Annotated in this window: 26 protein-coding genes; 11 read left to right on the top strand and 15 right to left on the bottom strand. The window is 63.8% G+C overall.

Annotation, left to right across the window (positions count from 1 at the left end; genetic code table 11):
• Nucleotides 1-40 precede the first annotated feature (40 nt).
• Entirely contained in the window at nt 41-322 is a 282-nt protein-coding gene (locus AV929_RS08845; protein ID WP_050038023.1) for a hypothetical protein, read from the bottom strand.
• Between the two features lie 114 nt (nt 323-436).
• On the opposite strand from AV929_RS08845, the gene AV929_RS08840 reads away from it, so the two are divergent.
• The 5 genes from AV929_RS08840 to AV929_RS08825 all read left to right on the top strand — a co-directional run bounded on the left by AV929_RS08840 (nt 437) and on the right by AV929_RS08825 (nt 4,000).
• Nucleotides 437-1,495, top strand: coding sequence for a M20/M25/M40 family metallo-hydrolase (locus AV929_RS08840; RefSeq protein ID WP_064288017.1), 1,059 nt, complete (start codon nt 437-439; stop codon nt 1,493-1,495).
• A gap of 73 nt (nt 1,496-1,568) precedes the next feature.
• On the top strand, nt 1,569-1,751 hold the full coding sequence (locus AV929_RS08835; protein WP_004517917.1) for an LSM domain-containing protein: 183 nt from the start codon (nt 1,569-1,571) through the stop codon (nt 1,749-1,751).
• On the top strand, nt 1,748-1,921 hold the full coding sequence (locus AV929_RS21385; RefSeq protein WP_004517916.1) for a 50S ribosomal protein L37e: 174 nt from the start codon (nt 1,748-1,750) through the stop codon (nt 1,919-1,921). The genes AV929_RS08835 and AV929_RS21385 overlap by 4 nt, the downstream gene beginning before the upstream one ends.
• Before the next feature lie 14 nt (nt 1,922-1,935).
• A complete protein-coding gene (gene purF, locus AV929_RS08830; RefSeq protein WP_064288016.1) occupies nt 1,936-3,378 on the top strand; it encodes an amidophosphoribosyltransferase in 1,443 nt (480 codons plus the stop codon).
• A 61-nt stretch (nt 3,379-3,439) separates the two neighbouring features.
• On the top strand, nt 3,440-4,000 hold the full coding sequence (locus AV929_RS08825) for a GNAT family N-acetyltransferase (protein WP_050038021.1): 561 nt from the start codon (nt 3,440-3,442) through the stop codon (nt 3,998-4,000).
• An 85-nt stretch (nt 4,001-4,085) separates the two neighbouring features.
• Here AV929_RS08825 and AV929_RS08820 read toward each other — a convergent pair whose 3' ends face one another.
• Entirely contained in the window at nt 4,086-4,646 is a 561-nt protein-coding gene (locus tag AV929_RS08820) for a DUF420 domain-containing protein (protein ID WP_014040288.1), read from the bottom strand.
• 61 nt (nt 4,647-4,707) lie between these two features.
• The gene (locus AV929_RS08815) at nt 4,708-6,243 is read right to left on the bottom strand and encodes a histidine kinase dimerization/phospho-acceptor domain-containing protein (RefSeq protein ID WP_050007108.1); all 1,536 of its coding nucleotides are present in this window, start codon (nt 6,241-6,243) and stop codon (nt 4,708-4,710) included.
• 131 nt (nt 6,244-6,374) lie between these two features.
• Here AV929_RS08815 and AV929_RS08810 point away from each other — a divergent pair, with 131 nt between their 5' ends.
• Nucleotides 6,375-7,127, top strand: coding sequence for a TrmB family transcriptional regulator sugar-binding domain-containing protein (locus AV929_RS08810; RefSeq protein WP_050038019.1), 753 nt, complete (start codon nt 6,375-6,377; stop codon nt 7,125-7,127).
• Between the two features lie 77 nt (nt 7,128-7,204).
• Here AV929_RS08810 and AV929_RS08805 read toward each other — a convergent pair whose 3' ends face one another.
• Nucleotides 7,205-9,478: a CDC48 family AAA ATPase gene (locus AV929_RS08805; protein ID WP_014040285.1), complete on the bottom strand. Its 2,274-nt coding sequence runs from the start codon at nt 9,476-9,478 to the stop codon at nt 7,205-7,207.
• Nucleotides 9,478-9,723 carry a hypothetical protein gene (locus tag AV929_RS08800; RefSeq protein ID WP_014040284.1) on the bottom strand — a complete coding sequence of 82 codons (246 nt, stop codon included), beginning with the start codon at nt 9,721-9,723 and terminating at the stop codon, nt 9,478-9,480. The genes AV929_RS08805 and AV929_RS08800 overlap by 1 nt, the downstream gene beginning before the upstream one ends.
• 147 nt (nt 9,724-9,870) lie before the next feature.
• Between AV929_RS08800 and AV929_RS08795 the strand changes: the two genes are divergently transcribed.
• A complete protein-coding gene (locus AV929_RS08795; RefSeq protein WP_064288015.1) occupies nt 9,871-10,647 on the top strand; it encodes an alpha/beta fold hydrolase in 777 nt (258 codons plus the stop codon).
• A 25-nt stretch (nt 10,648-10,672) separates the two neighbouring features.
• Here AV929_RS08795 and AV929_RS08790 read toward each other — a convergent pair whose 3' ends face one another.
• From AV929_RS08790 to AV929_RS08775, 4 genes are all read right to left on the bottom strand, one after another.
• Nucleotides 10,673-11,359, bottom strand: coding sequence for a protein sorting system archaetidylserine synthase (locus AV929_RS08790; RefSeq protein WP_014040282.1), 687 nt, complete (start codon nt 11,357-11,359; stop codon nt 10,673-10,675).
• Nucleotides 11,360-11,429: 70 nt separating this feature from the next.
• Nucleotides 11,430-12,122: a metal-dependent hydrolase gene (locus AV929_RS08785; RefSeq protein ID WP_023843252.1), complete on the bottom strand. Its 693-nt coding sequence runs from the start codon at nt 12,120-12,122 to the stop codon at nt 11,430-11,432.
• Between the two features lie 191 nt (nt 12,123-12,313).
• Entirely contained in the window at nt 12,314-12,610 is a 297-nt protein-coding gene (locus AV929_RS08780; RefSeq protein WP_050038015.1) for a hypothetical protein, read from the bottom strand.
• Between the two features lie 14 nt (nt 12,611-12,624).
• On the bottom strand, nt 12,625-13,149 hold the full coding sequence (locus AV929_RS08775) for a DoxX family membrane protein (protein ID WP_064288201.1): 525 nt from the start codon (nt 13,147-13,149) through the stop codon (nt 12,625-12,627).
• A gap of 220 nt (nt 13,150-13,369) precedes the next feature.
• Between AV929_RS08775 and AV929_RS08770 the strand changes: the two genes are divergently transcribed.
• Together AV929_RS08770 and AV929_RS08765 are read left to right on the top strand one after the other, a co-directional pair.
• Nucleotides 13,370-14,833: an RtcB family protein gene (locus AV929_RS08770; RefSeq protein WP_064288014.1), complete on the top strand. Its 1,464-nt coding sequence runs from the start codon at nt 13,370-13,372 to the stop codon at nt 14,831-14,833.
• Nucleotides 14,834-14,888: 55 nt separating this feature from the next.
• Complete coding sequence (locus AV929_RS08765; protein WP_014040277.1) at nt 14,889-15,305, top strand: universal stress protein; 417 nt, start codon at nt 14,889-14,891, stop codon at nt 15,303-15,305.
• Between the two features lie 15 nt (nt 15,306-15,320).
• Here AV929_RS08765 and AV929_RS08760 read toward each other — a convergent pair whose 3' ends face one another.
• Nucleotides 15,321-16,460 (bottom strand): acyl-CoA dehydrogenase family protein, encoded by a 1,140-nt coding sequence (locus AV929_RS08760; RefSeq protein ID WP_014040276.1) that lies wholly within the window; start codon nt 16,458-16,460, stop codon nt 15,321-15,323.
• An 83-nt stretch (nt 16,461-16,543) separates the two neighbouring features.
• Between AV929_RS08760 and AV929_RS08755 the strand changes: the two genes are divergently transcribed.
• Nucleotides 16,544-17,338, top strand: a complete 795-nt coding sequence (locus tag AV929_RS08755; protein ID WP_014040275.1) for an RIO1 family regulatory kinase/ATPase — start codon at nt 16,544-16,546, stop codon at nt 17,336-17,338.
• A 17-nt stretch (nt 17,339-17,355) separates the two neighbouring features.
• Here the strand turns inward: AV929_RS08755 and AV929_RS08750 are convergent, their stop codons facing one another.
• The 5 genes from AV929_RS08750 to AV929_RS08730 all read right to left on the bottom strand — a co-directional run bounded on the left by AV929_RS08750 (nt 17,356) and on the right by AV929_RS08730 (nt 22,799).
• The gene (locus tag AV929_RS08750; RefSeq protein WP_064288013.1) at nt 17,356-18,264 is read right to left on the bottom strand and encodes a DMT family transporter; all 909 of its coding nucleotides are present in this window, start codon (nt 18,262-18,264) and stop codon (nt 17,356-17,358) included.
• Nucleotides 18,265-18,409: 145 nt separating this feature from the next.
• A complete protein-coding gene (locus tag AV929_RS08745; RefSeq protein WP_014040273.1) occupies nt 18,410-18,895 on the bottom strand; it encodes an SRPBCC family protein in 486 nt (161 codons plus the stop codon).
• 63 nt (nt 18,896-18,958) lie between these two features.
• On the bottom strand, nt 18,959-20,215 hold the full coding sequence (locus tag AV929_RS08740) for a Glu/Leu/Phe/Val dehydrogenase (RefSeq protein WP_014040272.1): 1,257 nt from the start codon (nt 20,213-20,215) through the stop codon (nt 18,959-18,961).
• 308 nt (nt 20,216-20,523) lie between these two features.
• On the bottom strand, nt 20,524-20,907 hold the full coding sequence (locus AV929_RS08735; RefSeq protein ID WP_050007112.1) for a DUF5658 family protein: 384 nt from the start codon (nt 20,905-20,907) through the stop codon (nt 20,524-20,526).
• A 128-nt stretch (nt 20,908-21,035) separates the two neighbouring features.
• Nucleotides 21,036-22,799 carry an acyl-CoA carboxylase subunit beta gene (locus AV929_RS08730; RefSeq protein WP_064288012.1) on the bottom strand — a complete coding sequence of 588 codons (1,764 nt, stop codon included), beginning with the start codon at nt 22,797-22,799 and terminating at the stop codon, nt 21,036-21,038.
• 107 nt (nt 22,800-22,906) lie between these two features.
• Here AV929_RS08730 and AV929_RS08725 point away from each other — a divergent pair, with 107 nt between their 5' ends.
• Nucleotides 22,907-24,916 carry a PKD domain-containing protein gene (locus AV929_RS08725; protein WP_064288011.1) on the top strand — a complete coding sequence of 670 codons (2,010 nt, stop codon included), beginning with the start codon at nt 22,907-22,909 and terminating at the stop codon, nt 24,914-24,916.
• Nucleotides 24,917-24,932 lie beyond the last annotated feature (16 nt).

Raw genomic sequence — 24,932 nt, 5'->3', positions numbered from 1 at the left:
GGTGCCGCGGGAATCCCGCGCCTTCAGGCGTGGGAGGAGGTCAAAGGGCTTCGTCGCTGTCGTCGCCGTCTGACCCACCGAGGTACAGACGCAGGACGACCGCGACGAGCGCGACGGCACCGAATACCGCGAGCGCGAAGCGACCGACGTTACGGCCACCGTCAGCCTCAACGTCCGTCTCGTCGCTCTGCTCGTCCGTCCGGGACCGCGACCACCGTGATTTGCGCTCCGATTCGTCGTCATCGTCGGTGGAACTGAACGGGGCGTTGGCAGTGAACTCAGCGCCGTCGAGATGCAGTTCGAGGAGAGTGAATTCGGCCATACTGACAGTTCGACGCCGTGACTCTTAGCCGTGGCGGTACCAGAGCCACGGTGGGACGGTCCCAGACCGCGTGCCGTCCGCTGTTTTCATGACCACGGGGTGATTATCCCGCGTATGGACACACGACGCCGCGAGTTCCTGGAATCGCTTCTGACGACGCCCGGCCCGTCGGGGTACGAGGCCGACAGCCAGCGGGTGTGGCTCGACTACGTCAGCGAGTTCGCCGACGAGGCCCGAACGGACGACTACGGCAACGCCGTCGCGAAGGTCGAAGGTGGCGACACGACCGTCGCGCTCGCGGGCCACGGCGACGAAATCGGCTTCATCGTCCGGGACCTCACCGACGACGGCTTCGTCAAACTGGGCCGCATCGGCGGCTCGGACAAGACCGTCTCGCGCGGGCAACACGTCACCATTCACACGGCCGACGGGCCGGTATCGGGCGTCGTGGGCCAGACCGCGATTCACCTCCGGGATTCGGACGACGACTCCGTGCCGGAGATCGCCGAACAGCACGTCGACGTGGGGGCCGAGGACGGTGACGAGGTGGAATCACTCGTCGACCGCGGCGACCCGGTGACGTTCGTCCAGACGCTGAGCGAACTGGAGAACGGCCGCCTCGCGGCCCGAGGAATGGACAACCGTATCGGCATCTGGGCGGCCGCTGAGGGGCTTCGGCGCGCGGCGGAGGCCGGTGCGGACGCGACGGTGTACGCCGTCTCCACGGTGCAGGAAGAGGTCGGCGTCCAGGGGGCGAAGATGGTCGGGTTCGATCTCGCGCCGGATGTCGCCATCGCTGCTGACGTGACACACGCGACGGACTCGCCGGGTTCGCCGGGCAAAGCCGACACCGGCGTCGAACTCGGTGCGGGACCGGTCGTCGCTCGCGGGAGCGCGAACCATCCGGTCGCCGTCGACGCTCTCCGAGAGACCGGCAAAGAGGAGGACATCGACATTCAGTTGCAGGCGACGGGCAGCAGGACCGGAACCGACGCGGACGCCTTCTACACTTCTCGGGGTGGGATTCCGTCGGTCAACGTCGGACTTCCGAACCGCTACATGCACACGCCGGTCGAGGTCATCGATCCCGACGACCTCGACGCGCTCGCGGACCTGCTGGCCGGCTTCGCCGTCCGAGCGGCCGACCGAGCGCCCTTTAGCGTCGACGTGTAGGGAAGCAGACCGGCCTCGCGCGTGCCACCATACAAACGGTACGTTTAAGCGCCCGTCACTATCCAAACCGTACATGAGTGGACGACCGCTGGATGTACTCGAAGCGTCCCTCGGTGAGACGGTCACCGTACAGCTGAAAGGTGGCGAACTCTTTGAAGGAGAACTCACCGGCTACGATCAACACATGAACCTCGTCGTCGAGGATGAAGACACAACGATTATACGCGGCGATAACGTCGTCTCAATTACTCCATGACTGGCGCAGGAACTCCGAGTCAGGGCAAGAAAAACACCACGACGCACACGAAGTGTCGACGGTGTGGCGAAAAGTCGTATCACACGAAAAAGAAGGTCTGCTCGTCGTGCGGTTTCGGCAAGTCGGCCAAGCGGCGTGACTACGAGTGGCAGTCGAAAGCGGGCGAATAACACACTCAACACAAATGCACGAGAAGTGCGGCGTTGTTGGCATCTCTTTGGAGGACCGTGACGCCGCCCGACCGCTTTACTACTCCTTGTACGCGCTCCAGCACCGCGGTCAGGAATCAGCCGGTATCGTCACCCACGACGGGTTCCAGCAGTACAGCCACGTCGAGATGGGCCTCGTCGGTGACGCCTTCGACCCCGGTGACCTGGAATCGCTCAACGGCGCGAACGGTATCGGCCACGTCCGATACCCGACCGCCGGGAGCGTCAACGCCTGCTGTGCCCAGCCGTTCTCCGTCTCGTTCAAGTCGGGGTCGCTGGGGCTGTCCCACAACGGGAACCTCGTCAACGCCGACGAGATCGGCGACGAACTGGCCGACCTCGGCCACGCCTTCACTTCAGACGGCGACACCGAGGTCATCGCCCACGACCTCGCGCGTAATCTCTTAGAGGAGGACCTGGTTCGGGCTGTCAAGCGAACGATGAACCGTATCCACGGGTCGTACTCGCTGACGATTATGCACGACGAGACGGTGCTCGGCGTGCGCGACCCGCAGGGGAACCGGCCGCTGTGTATCGGCGAACTCGAGGACGGCTACGTCCTCGCCTCCGAATCAGCCGCCATCGATACGCTCGACGGCGAACTCATCCGGGACGTCAAGCCCGGCGAACTCGTCGTCTTGCACGCCGACGGCACCGGCTACGACACCTACCAGCTCGTCGAGCCCGAGAACACGGCCCACTGCTTCTTCGAGCACGTCTACTTCGCGCGACCGGACTCGACCATCGACGAGAACCTCGTCTACGAGGTCCGGCGCGAACTGGGCCGGAAACTCTGGGAGGAGTCCGGCGTCGAATCCGATGTCGTGCTCCCGGTTCCTGACTCCGGGCGCGCGTTTGCCTCGGGCTACGCAGAGGCCGCACAGGACGACGGCTCGGACATCGAGTTCGCAGAGGGGCTGATGAAAAACCGGTACGTCGGCCGGACGTTCATCATGCCGACTCAGGACGAGCGCGAACGGGCCGTCCGGTTGAAACTCAACCCCATCAAATCGACCATCGAGGGGAAAAGCGTCACCATCATCGACGACTCTATCGTCCGCGGGACCACCTCGACGCAACTGATTCAGTTGCTGAAAGACGCCGGTGCCGAGGAGGTCCACGTCCGCATCGGCGCGCCGCCCATCGTCGCCCCGTGCTACATGGGCATCGACATGGCCTCCCGCGATGAACTCATCGCCGGGAACCAGTCCGTCGAGGAAATCCGTGAGGAAATCGAGGCGGACTCGCTGTCGTATCTCTCTATCGATGCCATCGCGGAAACGCTGGACAAGAGCCGGGCTGACCTCTGTCTCGGCTGTGTCACCGGCGAGTATCCCTACGATATCGACGGCGAGGCGACGGACCGAGACGTTACCCGCCCGGATATCGGCACGCAGTCGCGCCCAGCTGACGACTAAGGCGGCTGTGAGCGGCCACAAAGACATCACGTTTTTACTGCCTCCGGGTGAGCGTCCAGCCATGCCTGGTCCCGCGTTTCTCGAAACCGAGCGGACAGCCCTCCGGTCACCAGACCGCGACGACCTCGACTGGATACGGCAGGTGTTCCACCACGAACAGGTCTGGGGGCTGGGGACGTACGCGAAACCCTCAACCGCCGACCAACTGGAGACGTTCTATGAGGAGACACTTTCCAATGAGGACTCGGTTCATCTGCTGGTCTGTGTCGACCCGGCCGGGAGTCCCGGACGGGTCGAGGACCGAACCGAACCGGTCGGGCTCGTCGCCATGACTGACCACGACCCGGAGCGGGGCACAGCCGAACTGGGCTACTGGCTTGACCCGGACGCCTGGGGCGAGGGGTACGCCACTGAGGCGGCGGGCAGACTGGTCCGGTACGGCTTCGACCAGCGGGCGCTCCGGAAGTGGTCGGCAAAGATTGTGGGCGGGAACGACCGCTCCGTCGCGGTGGTCGAACGGCTTGGATTCACGAAGGAAGGGACACACCGCGAAGAGTGGTATCTCGACGGCGCGTGGCGTGACATGTTGTGGTTTGGGTTGCTCCGAACGGAGAGCGACTGATAGTGAGTATTGCGACTGGTTGCCGCTCCGACCGCACGCTGTCGTGCGGTCGATGTGGTACTGACTCGCAATAATCACTATGACGTTACCAGACCAGATACAGCATCGCGTAGACGGCGATCCCCATCGAGAAGGAGATCAGCCACAGCCCCGCGGCCAGCTTTCCGGCCCGCGGGTGGTTCGTCGACGGCAGTTCCGAGACGGGGTACGTGTAGGCCAGCAGCAGGACGTAGTACACCGCCGGGATGGCGATGATGGCAAGCAGGATGTGGATAGCGAGGAAGGGGAGATAGAAGTACGTCTCGACGACTGCCGGGCCGGTGAAGTCCGTCGGCCCTTCAAGCGTTATCCGGTAGAGGTACAGGACGAGAAACAGAGCGAACAGGCCGAACGAGGAGAGCATCAGCTTCCGGTGTCGGGCGACATCGCCGCGGCGGATCGCTCGGATACCGCCGACGATTGTTCCGATAGCGAGGGCGCTGACCACGGCGTTGGCGTGGGGGATCGCCCCGAGTACGCTCGCGGGCGCAGCCGGGAGAGCGGACTGTGGAATCGCCCCGAGAACGGCCCCGAACACGAGCGCGAGCGACACGACCGTCAACAGGCCAGTGAGTGCTGGCACGCGATACCGAGCCTGAAGATCCATACCACAACTCCGGACTGGACGCAAAATACGGTTTCGAGTCACGTACGGCGAGGCGGGGTCGCTACGTGGTTTTCGCTGCCGGCCGCTCGACGTCGGTTACGTCCAGTCGGACCCGTCCCGTCGAGTCGTTGGAGAGGGCGGTTTCCCACCCGTGACCGTGTGCGATTTCCCGGATCACGGCGAGGTGGAGCCCGACCCCTTCGTCACTGGAGGCGTAGTAGAGTTCAAACGGTTTCTCGTTTCCCGTCTCCAACGGGGTGCCGTCGTGTTCGAGGGCGAACCCGTCGACCGTGTCCGTGATCGTTATCTTCTCGGTATTGCCCTGCTCCGTCGCGAACCGGAAGAAGTTCTCCGCGAGCTGACACAGTCGGCCACTATCGGCCAGTATCGTCTCGGTACAGTCGATTTCGATGGTCGACCCGTCGGTGTCGACCGTCGTCCAGGCGTTCGCCATCACGTCTGAGAGTGTTACCGGCTCGACGGTGTACTGTCGGCCACCCTGACGGGCGATTTCCATGAGGTCGTCGATGAGAAACGACATGCGGGTGTGGCTGCGCTGGATGGCGTCGAACTCCTCGGCGGCGTGTTCCGCGGCTAGCAGTTCGACTCGTCCCATCGCCGCCTGAAGCGGGTTCCGGAGCTCGTGTGAGATTATCTGTGCGAGCTCTCGGAGTCGCTCTTTTTGTCGTTCCAGTTCCGTCGTCCGCTGCTGGAGCGCGTCTTTCGTCTGGCTCGCGTCGATAGCCAGCGCGATGTTGTGGCCGACTTCCCGGAACGTGTCCTGTTCTTCCGTGTCGAAGATATCGACGCGGTCGGCGTACACTCCGAGGACGCCGTACGATGTCCCATCGTACACCAGTGGGACAGCGAGAACTCGGGCGCAGTCCGTTTCCAGTGCGTCTGTGTCATTTGCGAACGTTGCTGGGTCGATATCCGCAACGACCAGTCGGTCCTCCGACTCGGCGCGGCACAACGGCTCCGGCACGGTGATGGAGACGCGGTCCCGCTGTGAACCCAGCGCTCGAACGACCGGCCTGTCGTGCTGACAGGTCACCGTACAGGCTTCGCTGTATCTGGCTGTGCCCGCCAGAACCGCCGAGACGTCGCGTTCGATATCCACCCGCGACTGTGAGCGGACGAGCGCTTGATTGACCAGCCGGACGGCCTCGTTGAGCTGTTTTCGCTTGTTCGCCCGTTGACGGGCCGGGCTGGAAGCGACGGCGGCGTCGACCCGCGCCAGAAGCCGCTGGTGAGCGTCGCTCACTGTGCTCGGAACGTAGCCGAACACGTCGCGGCTGTAGGCCTCGCGGGCGATGTCGCCGTTTGTCACCTCGGCAAAGAGGACGACCGGGAGTTCGGGGTGATTTCGTTGCAGTCGATCAATAAGGGTCAACCCACCGAGATACTGTGTCCCGTCCGGGTTCTCCACTTCGCAGTTCGTGACGACACAGTCCGTGTCGTAGTCGCCGAGCGCACACTCCAGATCGCGAACACCGTCGAATTCGTGGACGGTGAGATCACTGTCCCGGAGCATCGAAATCGCGGCCCTGTCCTGGCTCGGACTACGGACAAACAGGACGGTGGGCTGTGACTTCATCACCCTTCCGAGGAGACACACGCATAAAGAAGTTACACCACGAAACACTCCATTGTTGACACCTCTACCATCTCAGCGACGCTATTGCCCATTTCAGGGGACGATTTATACACACGGCACTGTATCCTTTGATGATGGCACAACCGGGGCTGGAAATCCATCGGACCCAGTCGGCAGTCATCGATGCGATACAATCTCTTATCGACAGTGCCGAGGAGAGCCTCACGGTTGCGGTCCCGAAATCGTCCCTCCCGGAGTTTGTCCCGCAACTCAGCGCCGCTATCGAGCGGGATGTACTGGTACTGTTACTGGTCCACGGCGATGCGACGGCACCGACGCCCGCATACGAGGATATCGCAACGGCGGTCAGGACAATCGAGAGCGGTATTACCCCACTGCTCGTGACCGCAGATATCCAGCGCGGACTCACTGGGCATTCCGGACTGTTGACCGACTCGATAGCAGAATATCAGGCGACCGAGTTCGACAACGAAAACCTCGCTCACGACGAATTCGCGATGTTTCTCGGCACTCATTGGCTGATGGGGACGGAACACTACATCGCTAGCGTGTGTGCGTTCCCGCGGACGTTCTCCGCGTTCCAGTTCGCGGTACTCATGGCGGCGCTGGCGTTGCGCGCGGGGACGGCGATCACTGCTCGCGCTCGGGTCATCTCGACTGCGGACCGGACGGAGACGACGATATCGGGACCGGTGATAAACGTCCGGCAGAGCGTCGTCTATCCCGCATCGAGCACGAACCCGGCCGAACGGTCACTCACTATCGAGACCGATGCCGGACCGGTCACTGTCGGCGGGGCCGGTGCGACGAAGGAAGCCTACGAGTGTCGCGAGATCACGCTGGACAGGGCTGACGACGAATAACGCAGCGAGAAAATCGCCTGTAAGACGTAACAATCAGCGTCGGTGTGTCGACCGTCGCTATCGAGTGCCGACCGTCGCTACTGGAAGGTGCGACTGGCCGTGCTCTCGTCAGTGACGCCGGGTTCGGCCCGGTCGAAGCGCTGCTCGATTTCGTCGTAGCGCTCGCGGGTCTCCTCGGTGACGCTGGGGCCGACTTCGGAGAGCGCGTGCTCGAAGTGGTCCATCGTCACGCGGACGTTGCTGACACTGTCGCCGATGTCCTCGGGGTCCACGCTGTTGATGAACTCCCGGGTCGCGGCCATCGACGCCTCGCGGGCGACCGCTTCGATGTCCGCGCCGACGTAGCCGTCCGTGCGGCTGGCCAGTTCGTCGAGGTCGACGCCGTCGGCCAGCGGCTTGTCGCGGGTGTGGACCTGGAAGATGGCGCGGCGCGCTTCCTCGTCCGGGACGGGCACATGGACGTGCCTGTCGAGTCGGCCGGGGCGCAGGAGCGCGTCGTCGATGAGGTCCGGCCGGTTCGTGGTCGCGACGACCACGACGTTCTCCATGTCCTCGATCCCGTCCAGTTCCGTCAGGAGCTGGGAGACGACGCGTTCGCCGACGCCGGAGTCGGTCGTGCCGCCGCCACGTTCGCCGGCGATGGAGTCGATCTCGTCGAAGAACACCACGGTCGGGGCGTTCTCGCGGGCCTTGCTGAACACTTCGCGGACGCCCTTCTCGGACTCACCCACGAACTTGTTCAGGAGTTCCGGCCCCTTCACGGAGATGAAGTTGGACTGGGCCTCGTTGGCGACGGCCTTCGCCAAGAGCGTCTTCCCGGTGCCGGGCGGGCCGTACATCAGTACGCCCTTCGCGGCTTCGAGGTCCATCGACTCGAACACGTCTTCGTACTCCAGAGGCCACTGAATGGTCTCCCGGAGCCGTTCCTTGGTGTCTTCGAGTCCACCGACGGAGTCCCAGGTGACGTCCGGGACTTCGACGAACACTTCCCGGAGCGCGGAGGGCTCGATGCCCTTCATCGCCTCGCGGAAGTCTTTGTCGCTGATCTCCAGGCGTTCGAGCACCTCGGCGTCGATCTCGTCGGATTCGAGGTCGAGTTCGGGGCGGATGCGCCGGAGGGCGTTCATCGCGCTCTCTTTCGTGAGGGTCGCGAGGTCAGCGCCGACGAAGCCGTGGGTGTTCTCGGCGTAGTTCTCGATGTTGATCTCCTCGGAGAGGGGCATCCCGCGGGTGTGGACCTGCAGGATCTCCTTGCGGCCCTTCTTGTCCGGGACGCCGATTTCGATCTCGCGGTCGAAGCGGCCGCCACGGCGCAAGGCGGGGTCGATATCGTCGACGCGGTTGGTCGCGCCGATGACGATGACCTGTCCGCGCTCTTCGAGCCCGTCCATCAGGCTGAGCAGCTGGGCGACGACGCGGCGCTCCACGTCGCCCTGGGTCTCGCCACGCTTCGGGGCGATGGAGTCGATCTCGTCGATGAAGACGATAGCGGGGGCGTTCTCCTCGGCCTCTTCGAAGACCTCACGGAGTTGCTCCTCGCTCTCGCCGTAGTACTTCGACATGATCTCCGGCCCGGAGATAGTGGTGAAGTACGCGTCGATCTCGTTGGCGACGGCCTTGGCCATCAGCGTCTTGCCCGTGCCGGGCGGGCCGTGCAGGAGGACGCCCTTCGGCGGCTCGATGCCGAGCTGCTGGAACAGTTCGGGGTGGCGCATCGGCAGCTCGATCATCTCGCGGACCTGTTCGAGTTCGCGGTCGAGCCCGCCGATGTCCTCGTAGGTCACGTCGGGAGTGTCGCTCGCTTCAGGTGCGCCCTCGCCGCTGTGGACCTGCTCGGCGGGCATCTCGCTGACCTGGATGTCCGTGGAGTCGGTCACGACGACCGTGCCGGAGGGCTCGGTCTCTGCGATCTTCAGCGGGATCTTCTGGCCGGACATCGAGGAGAGCGGTCCGAGGCCGAAGCTCACCGGAACCGTCTGGCCCTGCGTGACGGCCTGGCCGCTGAGGTTGTTGCGGATCATCGGACCGACGTTGCCCCGGACCCGAAGGTTCTGGGGCAGCGCGACGGTGACCGAGGTCGCGGGGTTGACGTCGGCCTTCTCGATGTTGACGGGGTCGTCGATACCGACGTTGGCCTCCTGGCGGAGCTGCCCGTCGATGCGGACGATGCCCTTCCCCTCGTCCTCGGGGTAGCCGGGCCAGACCCGGGCGACAGCGCGACTGTCCTGCTTCCCCTCGAGAACTATGTAGTCGCCGTTCTCGAGTTCGAGTTCGTCCATCGCGGCGCGGTCAATCGCCGCGAGGCCACGGCCAGCGTCTTTCTGTTTGAGTGGTTTAACAGTAAGTCTCATCAGTTATCTCCCTCGCCGTCTGACAGTTCGATAGTGAGAACCCCGTGGTTGATAAACGCTCGTGCGTCGCCAGCGGGGATCTCCTGTTCGTACTGGTGGCCGTCTGCGACGACGATGACGGTCCCGTCGACCACATCGACACTCGCATCGGCGGCAGGTCCCACGTCCGCCGCGAACACGACGCTGTCGTCGTACTCGAATCGGCGGAGGGGCGTCTCGTCGAACAACTGCTGTTCTGAAGTCATGCTAACTCAAAGTAAGCGTGACAAGTATATAAATCTATCGTCGAAATACGCTGTACGGCGGAAAAATGAGTGTAGTTGCTTGAATGCGGTTCACACCTCAGCTGAGCGCGCCAACCTTTTATCCACACCGCTTCCGAACGGTGTCGCATGGAACGGGTCAATCACGACGGGCGAGTCACGGCGTACAGACAGACACAGCCTGCGGCATCGGGGCCGACGGCGCTGTATGTCCACGGCAGCGGGGCGACACACCGCGTGTGGGGTCGTCAGTACGCGCCATCCGGACCGGCTCACCCCGCCGTCGCACTGGACCTGTCAGGGCACGGAGATTCGGACGATATCGACACCGACGCCGGGACCACGACACTCGACGCCTACGCGGACGACGTGGTCGCTGTGGGGCGGGAGACAGACGCGGAGGTGCTGGTCGGGAACTCGCTGGGCGGGGCCGTCACCCAGTGGGTCGCACTGGAGCGGGACTGGACGCCCGAGGCGATAGTGTTGCTGGGGACCGGCCCCGAACTCCCGGTGTTCGAGGGATTACAGGAGTGGCTCGCGGACGACTGGGACCGCGCCGTCGAGTTCCTGCACGAACGGGACCGCCTGTTCCACGACACCGGCCACGAGGCCGTGTCGCGCTCCCACGAGCAGATGGAGACGGTCGGGCAGGCGATGACCCGCCGCGACTTCATGACGTGTCACGGTTTCGACGTGCGCGAGCGACTGGACGAGATTGACGTGCCCGTGCTGGCCGTCTGTGGCGAACACGACAAACTGACCCCGCGTGCGTATCACGAGACACTGGCCCGCGAGGTCCAAGACGGAGCGGTGTCGTTTATTCCCGACGCTGCACACCTCGCGATGGTCGAACAGGCCGAGACGTTCAACGACGTCCTAGAGGAGTTCATCGATGACACGGTCTGAGCGGGCCTGAGCGGCTGGAGAGGGGTTACTCTCCGGAGTAGACCCACGGCCCAAGCGCGAAAAACAGCAGCGAGATGGCGAGCATCGCCCGCGGCCCAGCCCGGAAGAACGCCGCTGGTGCGACGACGGCGACAGCCTGCACGACACCCATCGGGATGGCGTGTTTCGGCCCTGGCTTGGGGTAGTCGAAGGGCGCGATCATCGCAAGCGAGAGGCCGAGCGCGCCGACACTCAGCACGAGCGGGTTCGTGACGCCGCTCAGATACGCCGTCGCGATGATGATACTCCCGAGCGTGTTCGGCATACCCGGCCGCTCGTCGGGAGAATCGAAGTACGTCGAGTAGAACGCGGTCCGGACGATAGAGCACACGACGTACGCGGAGGCGAGCAGGGCGAGGCCGACGAACACGGCCGGGTGGGCGGACTCGATGCCGCCGTAGGCGTCCGTCAACAGCACGTAGAGAAAGAGGCTCGGTGTCGCACCGAACGAAACCACGTCGGTCACGGAGTCAAGCAGCGGGCCGACCGCCGAACTGTCGCCGTTCCGGGCAACGATTCCGTCGATAGCGTCAGCGATAACCGCCAGCAGAATGAGCCGAGCGGCCAGATGCGGGTCGGTGAAGGCGATGGCTCCGGCGACAAACCCGACGACGGCGTTGAACAACGTCACCGTGTCGGCGACACTGAGTCGTCGGCGTACCTCGAAGCCCATGGTTCCCCGGTTGGCCACGGCGTATATGAAGGACTCGAAAACGAACGCTACGCAGTGCCGACCGGCCGCGTTACTCCTCCGGGAGGTCGTGGCCGATAACGAGGCGAGCGGTGGTGGCGAGCGTCCCAACGACGAGGACGACCAGTTCCCAGCCGCTTCGGGCGATGGGGAACACGCGGTCGACGTTTTCTGGTTCCGGTTGTCCCGGATTCGGGTCGATGCCGGTACTCATCTGTACCTCGCTGGAGTTGCCCATCGACTGCGTGGTCGACCCGCCGCTCCCGCCCGTGCCGGTGCCACCGGAAGCCTGAGAGGACGGCTCGGGCAGTTCGACGAACGTCTGGACGATGCCGCGCTGGCTCGACAGCTCCAGATGGCCGCTGAGCTGATAGAACTGGTCGTACAGCGGCCAGAAGAGGTTCGCACCGCCCGTAATCATGTCAAGCAGGACGTGGCCCACCGCATACACCACGACACAGAACCAACTGACTCGAACACCGTAGGCCCCCCATCGTCCCCTGATATACGAGTCGTCGCGCACGTACAGGTCAACTGCGATGAGGAGCGCCAGCACCGCGGGGATGACGAGGTTCGTCGTCGCAGCCCGGTGGCCGGCCTGCCAGTAGAGGCCCACGAACGCGTCTACATCGGGAAACGTGACAACAAGTATTGAAAGGAGCAGCGACCGCTTGTCGAATGCAGCACCCAGCAGCGTTGCGGCGAGTAACCCAACGAAGGCGTAGTGAACCACCAGCGAAGGCATATAGATATCAACACCACCACAGAAATGAGCGTTGTGGTGGGCGCTATCAGAATGAGAAACTACCCCACTTGATTAATATACCCATAGTAAATACGTTGTTAGTGGGGAATCGGTGGGGTGGTGCGGCACCCACTATCACTTCTGTAAACAGTATCGACACACCGAGTCAAAACAGCGAAAACGAGAACCGCTCAGTCTGCCGTGATTTCCTGCTGTGCCGTGGCCGTCTGATTCTTCATTGGGGCGACGAGCCTGTAGAGCCCGTACAGGGCCAGGACCAGGAGGCCGGCCAGGACCAGTCCGGTCCGGAGCGTCGGATCGATCATCGGAGTTGCGATGATCTCGCCCGCGTCGTTCGTCAGCGGTGCCGCGCTGTAGGGCTTACCCGCCAGTATCTCCACGATGCCGAGGACGACGACGCCCAGCAGCATCAGTCCGCCGCTGAGTGCCATCGCCGCTTTGTCGATGACGGTGGTGTGTTGTTGCATTGGTGGTCACCTCCTTAGCCGAGCAGGTACCTCAGTTTCGGGTGTCGTTTGACCAGTTTGGTCTTCTCGATGATCGCGTCGAGGCCGTAGTAGCGACCGGTAGCCAGCACGATCATCGTCATGAACAGCAGCAGGCCCATGAAGTCGCTGTTGACCAGCCCGTGGCCGAACTCCGCGTTGCCGATCCAGAACAGGGACATGAAGAAGACCCCGAAGACGGAGGCGAGCCTGACTAGCGCGCCGACCATCAGTCCCAGCCCGATGAGCGTCTCGCCCAGCGGGACCATTGCCTGAATGAGCCAGCCAAGGTATTCGCCCATCAGCACGGGGAGCGGACCGAGTGCCGTGCCAGTCATCTGCTTGAGATACGTCGGCCCGTAGCTGTAGGCCAGCCCGTTCTCGATGAGCTTCGTTACGCCTGCGTGGAAGAACCACCAGCCGGTTACGACACGCAGGAACGCCAGCCAGTACGCGGTCCAGGCCCCGCCGAGCTCGAGCTCGAAGTCGTCTGCCAGGGGGTTCGCCGCTTGATAGGACATCTGTGTCACCTCACATATGGAGTTCCGCGCCGCAATGATATATAAGGGAGCGGGCGTTCCCACCGAGTGAAAACACATCTCAGCGCCTGAGAAGGGATGTATCAGCCGTTTAGCGTTTCGACACCTGTTCGGTTGCGTTTTTATTTCCTCCGACGGGGAGACACCCACTCACGGGCCACCGTGAGGTTCAAACCATCCATGCAACTACGGTAGGACACCAATGGTACTCGAACTGACGGGCGAACACACCACAGCGCGGGTGATGGTTGACGACGAATCGCTCGTCGAGGCTGGGTGTCGGGAGCAGATAGAGACGCTCATCGACCATCCTGCGTTCACCGAACCGGTGCGGATCATGCCGGACACGCACTGGGGGGCCGGCGCACCCATCGGCTTCACGATGCCGCTTGGCGACCGCGTCGTCCCGAACATCGTCGGCGTCGACGTCGGCTGTGGGATGGCCGCGACGAACCTCGGGCCGGAGCTCCCGCTGGAAGACGAAGAGCGCGAGCGCCGCGTCCGCGAGGCGGTCCCGATGGGGCGGTCGGTTCACGACTACGACGACGCGGTCCATTTCGTCGAGGAGTTCCCGTTCGAGCGGGCCAACCGCATCTTCGAGCAGTTCGACGCGGCCTACGCCGAGCGGTTCGGCGAGCACATCGACCCTGTAGAGTTCGATTTCGACGGCTACGACGAGGAGTACTTCGAGTCGCTGTGTGACCGCGTGCTGGCCGACCAGCGCCAGGGAATGGGGTACATAATCAAGAGTGCGGGGACGCTGGGCGGCGGGAACCACTTCGTCGAGTTCGGCCGGGCACGCGAGTCGGGCGACTACTGGCTGGTCATCCACAGCGGGTCCCGGTATCTGGGTAAGTCTGTCGCCGAATACTGGCAATCGACGGCGACGGACCGCCGGACCATCGGCGAGATCCGCGAGCAGATCCCCGACGAGTACGTCGAGTATCTCAAGTTCGACCCCGATACAGTCGAATCCCGCGACCTTTACGCCTGGGTCACTGGCGGCATGGGCGAATCCTACATCCGGAAGGACCGCCTCCGCCGCGAACTGGACGGCAAGGAAATCGAGGACGCCTTCGACGCGCTGGGACAGGTCCAGGACGCCATCCACAGCAGCGACGACGAGGACCGCAACACGGACTTAGACTGGCTCGAAGGCCGCGAGGCTCACGGCTACCTCGTCGACATGCTGTTCGCCCAGCAGTACGCCCGCTGGAACCGCGAACTGATGAGTGACGCCGTCTGCGACGCGCTGGGGATCGACCCCGTCGACCGCTTCCAGTCGATTCACAACTATATCGATTTCAGGGACCTGACCATCCGAAAGGGGGCGACCCCGGCCCGCGAGGGACAGCGGCTGCTGGTCCCGTTCAACATGGCCGACGGGTCGATTATCGCCCGCGGGAAAGGCAACGACGAGTACCACCAGACTGCACCGCACGGCGCGGGTCGCGTGATGAGTCGCCGGCAGGCCCACAGCGAGGTCGACATGGACGAGTTCGCCGCAGCGATGGACGGCGTCTACTCGGAGTCCGTCATTAAAGGTGTCCGGGACGAAGCGCCGATGGCGTACAAGGACGCCGAGGCCATCCTCTCGGCCCTCCGGCCGACAGCAGAGGTCGTCGAGTGGGTCGACGCGGTCCACAACCTGAAGGCGACTGAGTGAGCGGACCTGTTAGTTCGGCAGAAAGTGATTTGCACGCGAAGGCCTTGTGTCCTGTATGACCATTCTCGTGGCTATCGCCAACGATTCGGTCTCTCCGGCGGTCATCGATACGGCAGTTCGACTCGCTGACGGGCTCGACGAGGAACTGTACGTCGTCCACCTCGTCGACGAGGACACCGCCGACGGCACGGCCATGCAACTCCGGGACGAGATGCGCGAGCGGTTCCGCGACGCCACCATCGTGGCGACGGTCGCCATCGAACACGTCGGTCGGTCCGCGATGCGTTCGGGCACGCGGATCGGCAACGAACTACTGGAACTCGCAGCCGACGTGGATGTTCGGCACATCGTCATGGGCCACGAGCCGAAGGGGCTGGCCGGCAGACTCCGGGAAGGCGACGCCGCAGTCGCTGTCATCGACGCCGCCGACGTGCCCGTTACTATCGTCCCCGAACGCCCGTCCGACGTGTAAGCGTCGCTCTGAGTATCACAGACCCAGTTCCCGGCCGAGTACCATTCGCTGAATCTCGCTTGTCCCCTCGCCGATTTCCATGAGCTTCGCGTCCCGGTAGAACCGCTGTGGCGCGAAATCAGTCGTGTAGCCGTACCCGCCAAGCACCTGGACGGCGTCCTCGGCGACCTCACGACAGATTTCGCTGGCGTCGAGCTTTGCCAGCGAGGAGAGCCGCGTCACGTCCTCGCCTTGGTCGTACATCGTCGCCGCCTTGTGGGTCAGCAGGCGGGCGCGCTCGATTTTGCGGTCCATCTCGACGATCTTGTCCCGGACGGCGTCGAACTTCGAGATGGGGCGGTCGAACTGCTCGCGTTCGGTGGCGTAGGACTTCGCGGCCTCGAAGGCCCCCTGTGCGAGCCCCGTCGAGAGCGCAGCAATAGAGATGCGGCCGCCGTTGAGCGTCTTCAGCGTCTGCTCCCAGCCGTCGCCTTCGTCGCCGAGCAGTCGGTCCGCGGGAATCCGACAGTCGTCGAACTGGAGTTCGCAGGTCGGTGAAGCGTTCAGCCCCATTTTGTCCCACTCGGTCGTCACCTCCCAGCCGTCGTCATCGGGACCGACGATGAACGTCGAGATGCCGTCGTAGCCGGACTCAGGATCGGTGACGGCTTTGACTAGCACCGACCCGGCGACGGAGGCGTTCGTGATGAACTGCTTGGTGCCGTTGATGACGTACTCGTCGCCGTCCCGCTCGGCCGTCGTGTCCATGTCGCTGGCGTCGCTCCCGCTGCCCGGTTCAGTCAGCGCCCAGCCGCCGAGGTGTTCGCCGGAAGCGAGCGGTGTGAGCCAGCGCTCTTTCTGTGCATCTGTGCCAAACAACTCTATGGGCTTGCTTCCGAGCGAGGTATGGGCCACGTACGAGAGCCCGATGCTCCCGGAAACGCGCCCGAGTTCCTCGGCGACGAGCGCGTACATCAACGTATCGCCGCCCAGACCACCCCACTCCTCGCTGATCGGCACACCCATGACATCAAGCTCGCCCAGTTCCTCGAATATTTCCGCCGGAAACCGGTGCTCGTCCTCTATCTCCTGGGCTATCGGCTGAATCTCGTTCTCGCAGAACTCGCGGACCGAATCCCGTATCATCCGGTGTTCGCCGGGAACGTCGAACTCCATACCGAATCTATGTCCTGTGTTATTAAATAGCACACGGAGGCAGACACAAGCCATTTGCCCGTCCACGGCTTTTCTCAGGTGGAATGGCGTTCCGGCGACTCCTCCGCGGGACGGTCCCCTGGGAGCAACTCGAAGGCGTGGTGCGAGCGGTAATGGAGCGGTACGACGAGCCCGCGGCCCATGTGGCGTTTCTGGAGGCGGACAACTGGCTCTCGACTCCGCTGGTCGTCAATGATCAGTGGTTCGTGAAAGTCATCACGGGGCAGAACTCGCTGGTTCATACACTGTTGACCGCCGGCCGAAACATCGGCGCGTTCTCGTCAGGGACCGAGGGTTTTTTCGAGCATTTCGGGACGCCCTACGAGATGGCAGAACACGAACTGGCGGCGACCCGGCGGATGCGGGAGATCGGCGTCAACGCCCCCGAGCCGATAGAGGCCTTCGAATACGACGGGATGGGGGTACTCGTGCTGGAGTACATCCCAGACTTCGAACCGCTGGACGACCTCCCGGCCGAGACCGTCGAGCGACACAGCCCGACGGTGTTTGACTTTCTTCACCGGATGCACGAGGACGGCCTGGCTCACGGCGATTTCCGGTGTGAGAACGTGCTCGTGGCCCACGACGACCTGTACTTCATCGACGCCACGAGCGTGCGCGAGGAAGCGATCAGCGACGCTCGCGCCTACGACCTTGCCTGTGCGCTGGGCGCGTTGGAGCCGCTCATCGGTGCGCCGCCGGCTGTCTCCGCCGCCGCACGCCACTACGATACGTCCGAGTTGCTGGCCGCGGAGGAGTTCCTCGACTTCGTCAACATCCGCCCGGACCACGACTTCGCCGCCGCAGAAATCCGTGGAGCCGTGGAAAAACGCGCATAGACTGGCTCGGAACAGTGTCAGTCCGCCGGCGTTGCCCCGACCGCCCGGCTTCTTGCGACAACGCCGATACCGACGAGCACGACGGCCCCGCCGGCGACGGTCGACGGCCCGGGTATCTCCGCGAGTAACAGCAGCGCCAGCAGCGCGCTCCCGACCGGTTCGCCCAGCAGCGAGACGCTGACCATGCTGGATTCGACGTGTGCCAGCGCCCAGTTGAGGACGGTGTGGCCGAACACACCGGGGCCAACGGCCATCGCGAGAAACAGCACCCACTCCCGCGGCGGGTAGCCGGTCACGGGGTGGCCCGACGCGACGACGAAGGCGAGGAGGCAAAACGCGGCGACGCCGTAGACGACGGTCACGTAGGGGATGAGGGGGAACCGCTGGCGGAGCGAGCGCCCGGCGAGCACGTAGCCGGCGGCCATGACACCGCCGACGAGGGCCAGCGCGTTGCCGTACAGCGGACGCGGGCCGATGGCGCCACCGCCGAGCAGTTCGCCGACGGACATCACGACGATGCCGCCGATAGCGACGAGGATGCCCGCCGTCGTGCCGCGTGTGACGCGCTCGTCGAGCAGCGCCCACGCGCCGACAGCGACGAACAGCGGCTGGCACTGGACCAGCGTGACTGACGCCGCGACGCTCGTCCACGCCAGACTCTCGAACCACGCGGCGAAGTGAACCGCGAGCGCGACGCCAGTCGCCGCAGCCGCCAGTACATCCCGCCGGGAGAGCCGTCCGAACGCCGACCGATGCCGGCCCAGCGCCAGCGGGGCCAGCAGCGCGGTCGTCAGCAGGACGCGATAAAAGGCCGCGACCGACGCCGCTGCCGCGCTCCAGCGGACGAGAATTGCGCTCGTACTGACTGCGAGCACGGCGACAGCCAGCGCGATTCGCGGGTCGATACGCGGCTCCGTCACGCCCATTTCGCTCCGTTGTGGCGCGGAGACAGCAGGGCCCCATCAGTTACCGCGACGGCGCGTCTACTCATCCTCTGGCAGTATCCGACACGGGGATAAAGAAACACCGGAGACCATAGTCGGGACCGTGCCGTCCGCGGACCCGAATACGCTAGCCTTCGAGCAGTTCCTTCGTCTGCTGATGGCGATACCGAAACATCGGCTCCATCCCCAGACAGCCGAAGGGGCCGAGCGCCTGGCCCAGCGGTCCGCCAGGCAGTTCGAACTCGACGTGGTCGTGGACGAGCGTCTCCCTGTCGCTCAGCGCTTTGAACGTATGCGTGTGTTCCCAGTGGGGGAACGGCCCTTCCTCCATCACGTCGCGGAACATCGCTTCGTCCTCGCCCTCCTCCCGCGCAACGATATTCGAGACCCAGCGCTGGCGCGGCGGCACGCCGAACGGCTTGATTGAGGATTCGACAACCGACCCGGCGGTCAGTTCCTCGGGATTCGGCTCGCCATCCGGTCCCCGCTCCGCCTCGATGCGGATGTTCATCCAGTCGGGAGTCAGCGCGACCAGCCCATCGCCCGTCGCGTGGAACTTCCAGACTTCTGACAGCGGGGCTTCGACGCGAACCTGCCGCTCGTAAACGTTCATACACGCAGTAGGGGAAGCGCCGGCAAAACACCCGCGATAGCCACGACCGATGCCGGGACGGAGTCAGGGCCAGATACCGCCTTCCTCTGCGGCAGCGACGACGCGCTGGATGGCGACGACGTACATCGCCGTCCGGAAGTTCGGCGCGCCGGTCTCCTCGTAGGTCTCGACGAGGTCGTCAAACGCGTTCGTAATGATGGTCTCCAGTTCGTCGTTGACCCGCTCTTCGGACCAGTAGAACCGCTGGCGGTTCTGGACCCATTCGAAGTACGACACCGTGACGCCGCCGGCGTTGGCGAGGATATCAGGGAACACGGCCACGTCGCGCTCCGTGAATACGTCGTCCGCGTTCGGTGTCAGCGGGCCGTTTGCCGCCTCCACGACGATGTCGGCCTGTACGTCGCGTGCGAGGTCGCCGTCGATGGCGTTTTCGAGCGCCGCCGGAACGAGCAGATCCACGTCCATCGTCAACAGCTCCTCGTTCGTCAGCTCTTCCGTCGCGCCCTCGTAGCCGGCTAGCGACCCGGTCTCGCTTTTGAACGCCTTCGCGTCGCGTGCGTCGAGTCCGTCGGAGTTGTAGACGGCACCGGAGGAGTCGGACACTGCGACAATGTTCGCGCCCAAGTCCTCGATGAGCTTCGCCGCGACGGAGCCGGCGTTCCCGTAGCCCTGCACGGCCACGGTTGCGTCCTCGATGTCCTTGCCGAGATAGTCGAACGCTTCGCGTGCGGTGAGCATCACGGAACGACCCGTCGCCTCAACGCGGCCCGCACTGCCGCCCGACTCCGGGGCCTTGCCGGTGATGACGCCGGGCTCGGTGGTGTTCTCCAGCGTCTCGTATGTGTCTTTGATCCAGTTCATCTCGCGCTGTCCGGTGTTGACATCGGGCGCGGGGATGTCCCGGTCCTCGCCGATGATCGGGCGAAGTTCCTTCGCGAACGACCGCGTTATCCGCTCTATCTCGTCGGCCGAGTACTGGCGCGGGTCGATCTCGATACCGCCTTTCCCGCCGCCGTAGGGGATGTTAACGGCGGCGCACTTGTACACCATCCAGCCTGACAGCGCCTTGACCTCGTCGCGTGTGACCTGCGGGTGATAGCGGATTCCGCCCTTGTACGGCCCTCGGTCGCCGTTGAACTGTGAGCGATAGGCTCGAAACACCTCGACGGAGCCGTCGTCCATCTCCACGGAGAGGTTCGTCTCCAGCACTCGCTCGGGGTGTTTCAGCCGTTCGAGCACGTCGGTCGAATATTCGAGATAGTCCGACGCGTCGTCGATCTGCTCCTGTAAACTCTCAAACGGGTTTACCTCTGGAGACATACGCGGAATGTCTCAGACTGTGGGCAAAAGAGTACCGCCGTCCATGGGATTCTCTAGACGAGCGATACCCACAACGGCACTAGTCGGCCACATGGATTGCTGGCGATTGAGCACAGTCGTCCATGGCGATACGATCCGTGCGGAAACGGCGGTCCTGTACAAGCGACTGACCGGCGACGAGGCCGTGGTATCGCTACGATGCAGGTCGACGCTGCAGCAAGGGCGACACGCTCGTCTGTACGTTCGAGCGGACGGCCTTTGTCCAGCGTGCAGACGACTGAAATCGGAGGACGGAAACCCCGAGACGGCTACAGGCTAATCAAGAGGACCGCGTTTATCACGACGGCCGCCACCCACGGGAGCGCTAGCCCGAGCGGCACGACGACGCCGCGCTGCTCGTTCAGCAGCTGGCGGGTCAGCCCTGCAAGCCCGAGAACGCCGACTTTCGTCGCTCCGAGAACGGCGATCCCGAACGTCTCTATCGCGGCCCGCATCACGGGGTTTCCCTCGTGGAGGCCGTGCTGGAGGCCGACGTGTGTCAGCCACACGTCGACGATGAGCGTCACGGCGACTACCAGCCATAGCTCTCGCTCGACGGCCGCTAGTTCGTCAAGCAGGGCGCTACACCACCTGTCGATGATCCCTATCGGGACCGTTCGGTCCGTTGTGAACACGTCACCCTCCGCAACCACGCCCCCACGTGGTCTGTTATCCTGTTTTCACCCAGTGTGTTAAATACACAGTGTTTACTACTGAAACGGAAGGGGTAGGGGCTGTCTACTCCCGAGAAACACGGGTGTATGGGCCGCCACGAATACAGTCAGAGAATCGTCCCGTGTTTCTTCTCTGGTCGGTCCTTTTCGACGTCCTCGTATAGGTCAAACCGGGCAACGGTTTCGTCTCGGAGGTCACCCGGCGGAACGATCTCGTCGATGACGACTTCGCTCGCCATCCGGTGGACGTCGATGCCTTCGCGGTACGCCTCGCGTAGCTCCTGCTCGCGCTCGGCCCGCTCTTCCGGGTCGTCGATTGCGTCCAGTTTGTTCGCGTACACCGCGTTTATCGCGGCTTCTGGCCCCATGATCGCGATTTCGCTGCCCGGGAGCGCGAGGGTCGCTTCGGGGTCGTAGGCGGGGCCTGACATGGCGTAGATGCCCGCGCCGTAGGCCTTCCGGACGACGACGCACTGTTTCGGAACGGTGGCCTGCGAGGTAGCGTAGATCATCCGCTTCCCGGCTTCCAGTATGCCCTCCTTTTCGACCGAGGAGCCTGCCATGAACCCCGGCGTGTCACAGAGGTACAGCAGTGGGATGTTGTAGGCGTCACAGGTCCAGACGAAGCCGGCCGCTTTGCGGGCCGAATCAGGGAATATTGCGCCGGCCCGCTGGCTCGGCTGGTTGGCGACGATACCGACGGGCCGGCCGTCGACTCTGGCGAATCCAGTCAGAATTTCGGCCCCGTACTCCGACTGCAGTTCGAAGAAGGAGTCGGCGTCGACGATGTGTTCGATAACTCGGTGCATATCGTAGCCTTTGTTCGGTTCTGCGGGGATGACCGAGTCGAGGCCCGCAGGGTCAACTGCCGGCGCGGTTCCGTCGGTCCGTGGCGGTTTCTCGTCAGCGTTATCGGGCAGATACGTGATGAGTTGCGCCACGAGCTCGCGGGCGTGGTCCTCGTCGTCGGCGACCAGATCCGCGCTGCCGGAGTGACGGGCGTGCAGGTCCGGCCCGCCGAGCGTTTCGAGGTCGATGTCCTCGCCAGTGACCATCTCGACCATTCGGGGGGATGCGATTGCCAGTGCGCTCATGCCACGGACCATGACGGTGAAGTCGGCGAACACCGGTGTGTAGGCCGCGCCAGCGATACACGGGCCGTATAGGACGCATATCTGTGGAACCGCGCCAGATAGCAGCGAGTGGTTGTAGTAGAACTTCCCGATCCCTTCGCGGTTGGCGAAGAAGCCTCGTTGCTGGTCGATACGGCCGCCCGAGGAATCGACCAGATACAGTAACGGCTGTCCGCTCTTCAGCCCGCGCTCTTGCAGTCGGAGGAACTTCTCGACGCCGTGGCGAGCGATTGATCCTGCCTTGACGGTGAAGTCGTTGGCGGCGACGTGTACCTGTCTGCCCTCGAAGGTCCCCGCGCCGGTGATGAGTCCGTCAGCCGGCAGCCGGTCGTCCTCGTCGTCCACGTCGGGACTGCTGGGATGCCACGAGTCGAAGTTCGCGAACCGGCCGTCCTCGAAGTCCAGGCCATCGTCGCCGAACCAGAGTTCGAGTCGGTCGCGGACGAACAGCTTCCCCTGCTCGGTGAGGCGGTCGCGGTACTTCTGCGGCCCGCCACGTTCGATGTCGGCGATCTCTTCACGGAGGCGTTTCTCTCGTTCCGTCGGTGCAGCGTCCGCCGAATCGCCGTCCACGGCTGTATCTTCGGCCCCATCTTCATCGGTCACCTCGCGGACTAACGTCGGGGTTTCCTCGTCGCCGACGTACACTTCCACAGTTCGGCCGGTGTGTTCGGCGACGGCGGCCGCGATGGCCGACGCCTCGTCGCGCGTGGCCTCGGCCGCGATATGCACTTTCATACCACACCCAACGGACCCGGGGATCACAGTAGTTACCCCGCGTGCGATTATCACCTCTCGTAATGGTGGCGCACCATTGATATCGGGTGCCGGACTACTCATGTACCATGAGTGCCACCGGCCACCCCCGAGAGACGCCGCCGTCGGCCAGGCGTCGTCGCCGGTGGCTCCTGCTTCTCGCGGTATTCCTTTTGTTCCCGCTGCTCATTGCAGTCGCTTCTGGCACGGTCGCGGCCGAAGACACCGAGTCGCCGGAGTGGGGCAATGCGACGCGGGGCAACGCGACGACTATCGAGGTGTCCCTGTACGACGACGGTGGGTCGGTGGACACGAGTACGATTCAGGCAGCGGATTTCGAGCTAACCGCGGGTCGAGTGGAGAACGTCTCGGTCGCATCGATCAACGCCTCCGGCGAAAACAGGACCGGGGTGCGCGTCTCCCTGCTGCTAGAGAGAAAAGTCGACACAGACAACGTCACTGTCAGCCTCCGTGACACCGCCAGTATCACCGACGAAGCGGGGAACGAACTTCCCCACGAGTCGGTCACCGTCACCGGGATGGACGCCGTCGTGCCGAAGTACCAGTCGTTCGAGGTACGCCGCGTCAATAGCTCCACCGCCCGCATCTCTGTTGGGATTCACGAACCGATACAGCAGCTTCGAATCTCCGTCGGCGGCCCATCGCTAGACACACTCAATATCTCGGGATTCACCGAACGCACCGGTAACACGATCACGTACACACGAAAGTACACGTTCCCGGAGGAGGGTGAGTACTCGCTGCTGCTGATGTCGGTGACCGACGAGAACGGTAACGAGAACTCCTTTGGCCGACAGCGGACGTTCCTCTATGACGATTCCGCACCGAACGTCACCGTTGCCGGGCCGGAGAACGCGACGGTCGGCGAGTCGGTGACTTTCTCCGCGGCGGGGACGACAGACGATCAGGGCGTCGAGTCGGTCCGGTGGCAGGTGGGGAGCGATACGATCCTGACCGGCGAGAACATCACCGTGGCCTTCGCCTCGCCCGGCAGTCACGAAGTCACAGTGACCGCCGCCGATCCGCTCGGGAACACGGAAATTGTGACCAGAGTCGTGTCTGTGACGGGCAATGGAACCGCCGGGAACGTGACTGTGCGGCAGCCGAACGCGACCGTGGCGAACGTCTCGGTGAACGGATCCGGCCAGACACAGCAGATTCGGCCCTCGGAGGGGCCACTCGTCACCAGTGAGAACGGAACGCTGGAGCGGCTTGCCGCGTCGTTCCAGCGTAACGAATCCGCCACACTCACCGTCCGCTCCCGCCAGCCCACGCCAGCGTTTACGACTGCCACCGGGCACACCGGCGTCAGCCGGTTCGATATCGACCACGGCTCCGTTCCGGCCGAGGACGCGACGTTCACGTTTACTGTTGACCGTGACGCGCTGGCGGCGGTCGACGCGGAACCCGATGCTGTGACGCTGTTCCGGAAAGACGACGGGTGGACGCCGTTAGCGACCGACATCGCCGGCCGGAGCGAGTCACACATCGTCTACCGGGCTGACTCTTCGGGCTTCTCGACGTTCGTCGTCGGAGTCGAACAGACAGCAGCGACAGACATGGATGCGGAGGCGGCGACAACCGACTCGGAAACGTCGACGGCCGAACCCGAGACGACCGAGACACAGACAGAAGAACCCGGACAGCCGGATATCGTGGTCACGAACGCCACGGCAGTTCCATCGGAACTCGGCCCCGGCGAGCGAACCGTCATCGCCGTCGAGCTTGAAAACCGGGGAACTGCGAGCGGGGACCACAACGTGATCGTCGCGCTCAACACCTCGATACTGACGACGCGGACGGTCACGGTCCCTGCCGGTGAGACACGAACGACGGAGTTTGCTCGCTCGGTACCCGCAAACAAGACTGGTGAGCTAATGGTCGACGGGCAACGCATCGGGAACGTGACAGGCGGCAGCGGTGGCCTGCCGATTCCTGCCCTCCCGTCAATCGGGATTCCGAACCCGCTCTCGCTGTGGCCCGACGGCATCGTTGGAACCGTTCTCGGCGGGCTGCTGGGCGTCGCTGTCGGGCTGTACGGCGTTCTCAAAGCGCTGGCGATATATCTCGGTTACTGAAACAATATCCGAGCCG

Origin of the sequence: Haloarcula sp. K1 (assembly GCF_001647155.1) — an archaeon.
Classification (GTDB): domain Archaea; phylum Halobacteriota; class Halobacteria; order Halobacteriales; family Haloarculaceae; genus Haloarcula; species Haloarcula hispanica.
This window is presented reverse-complemented; position numbering and strand designations above follow the sequence as displayed.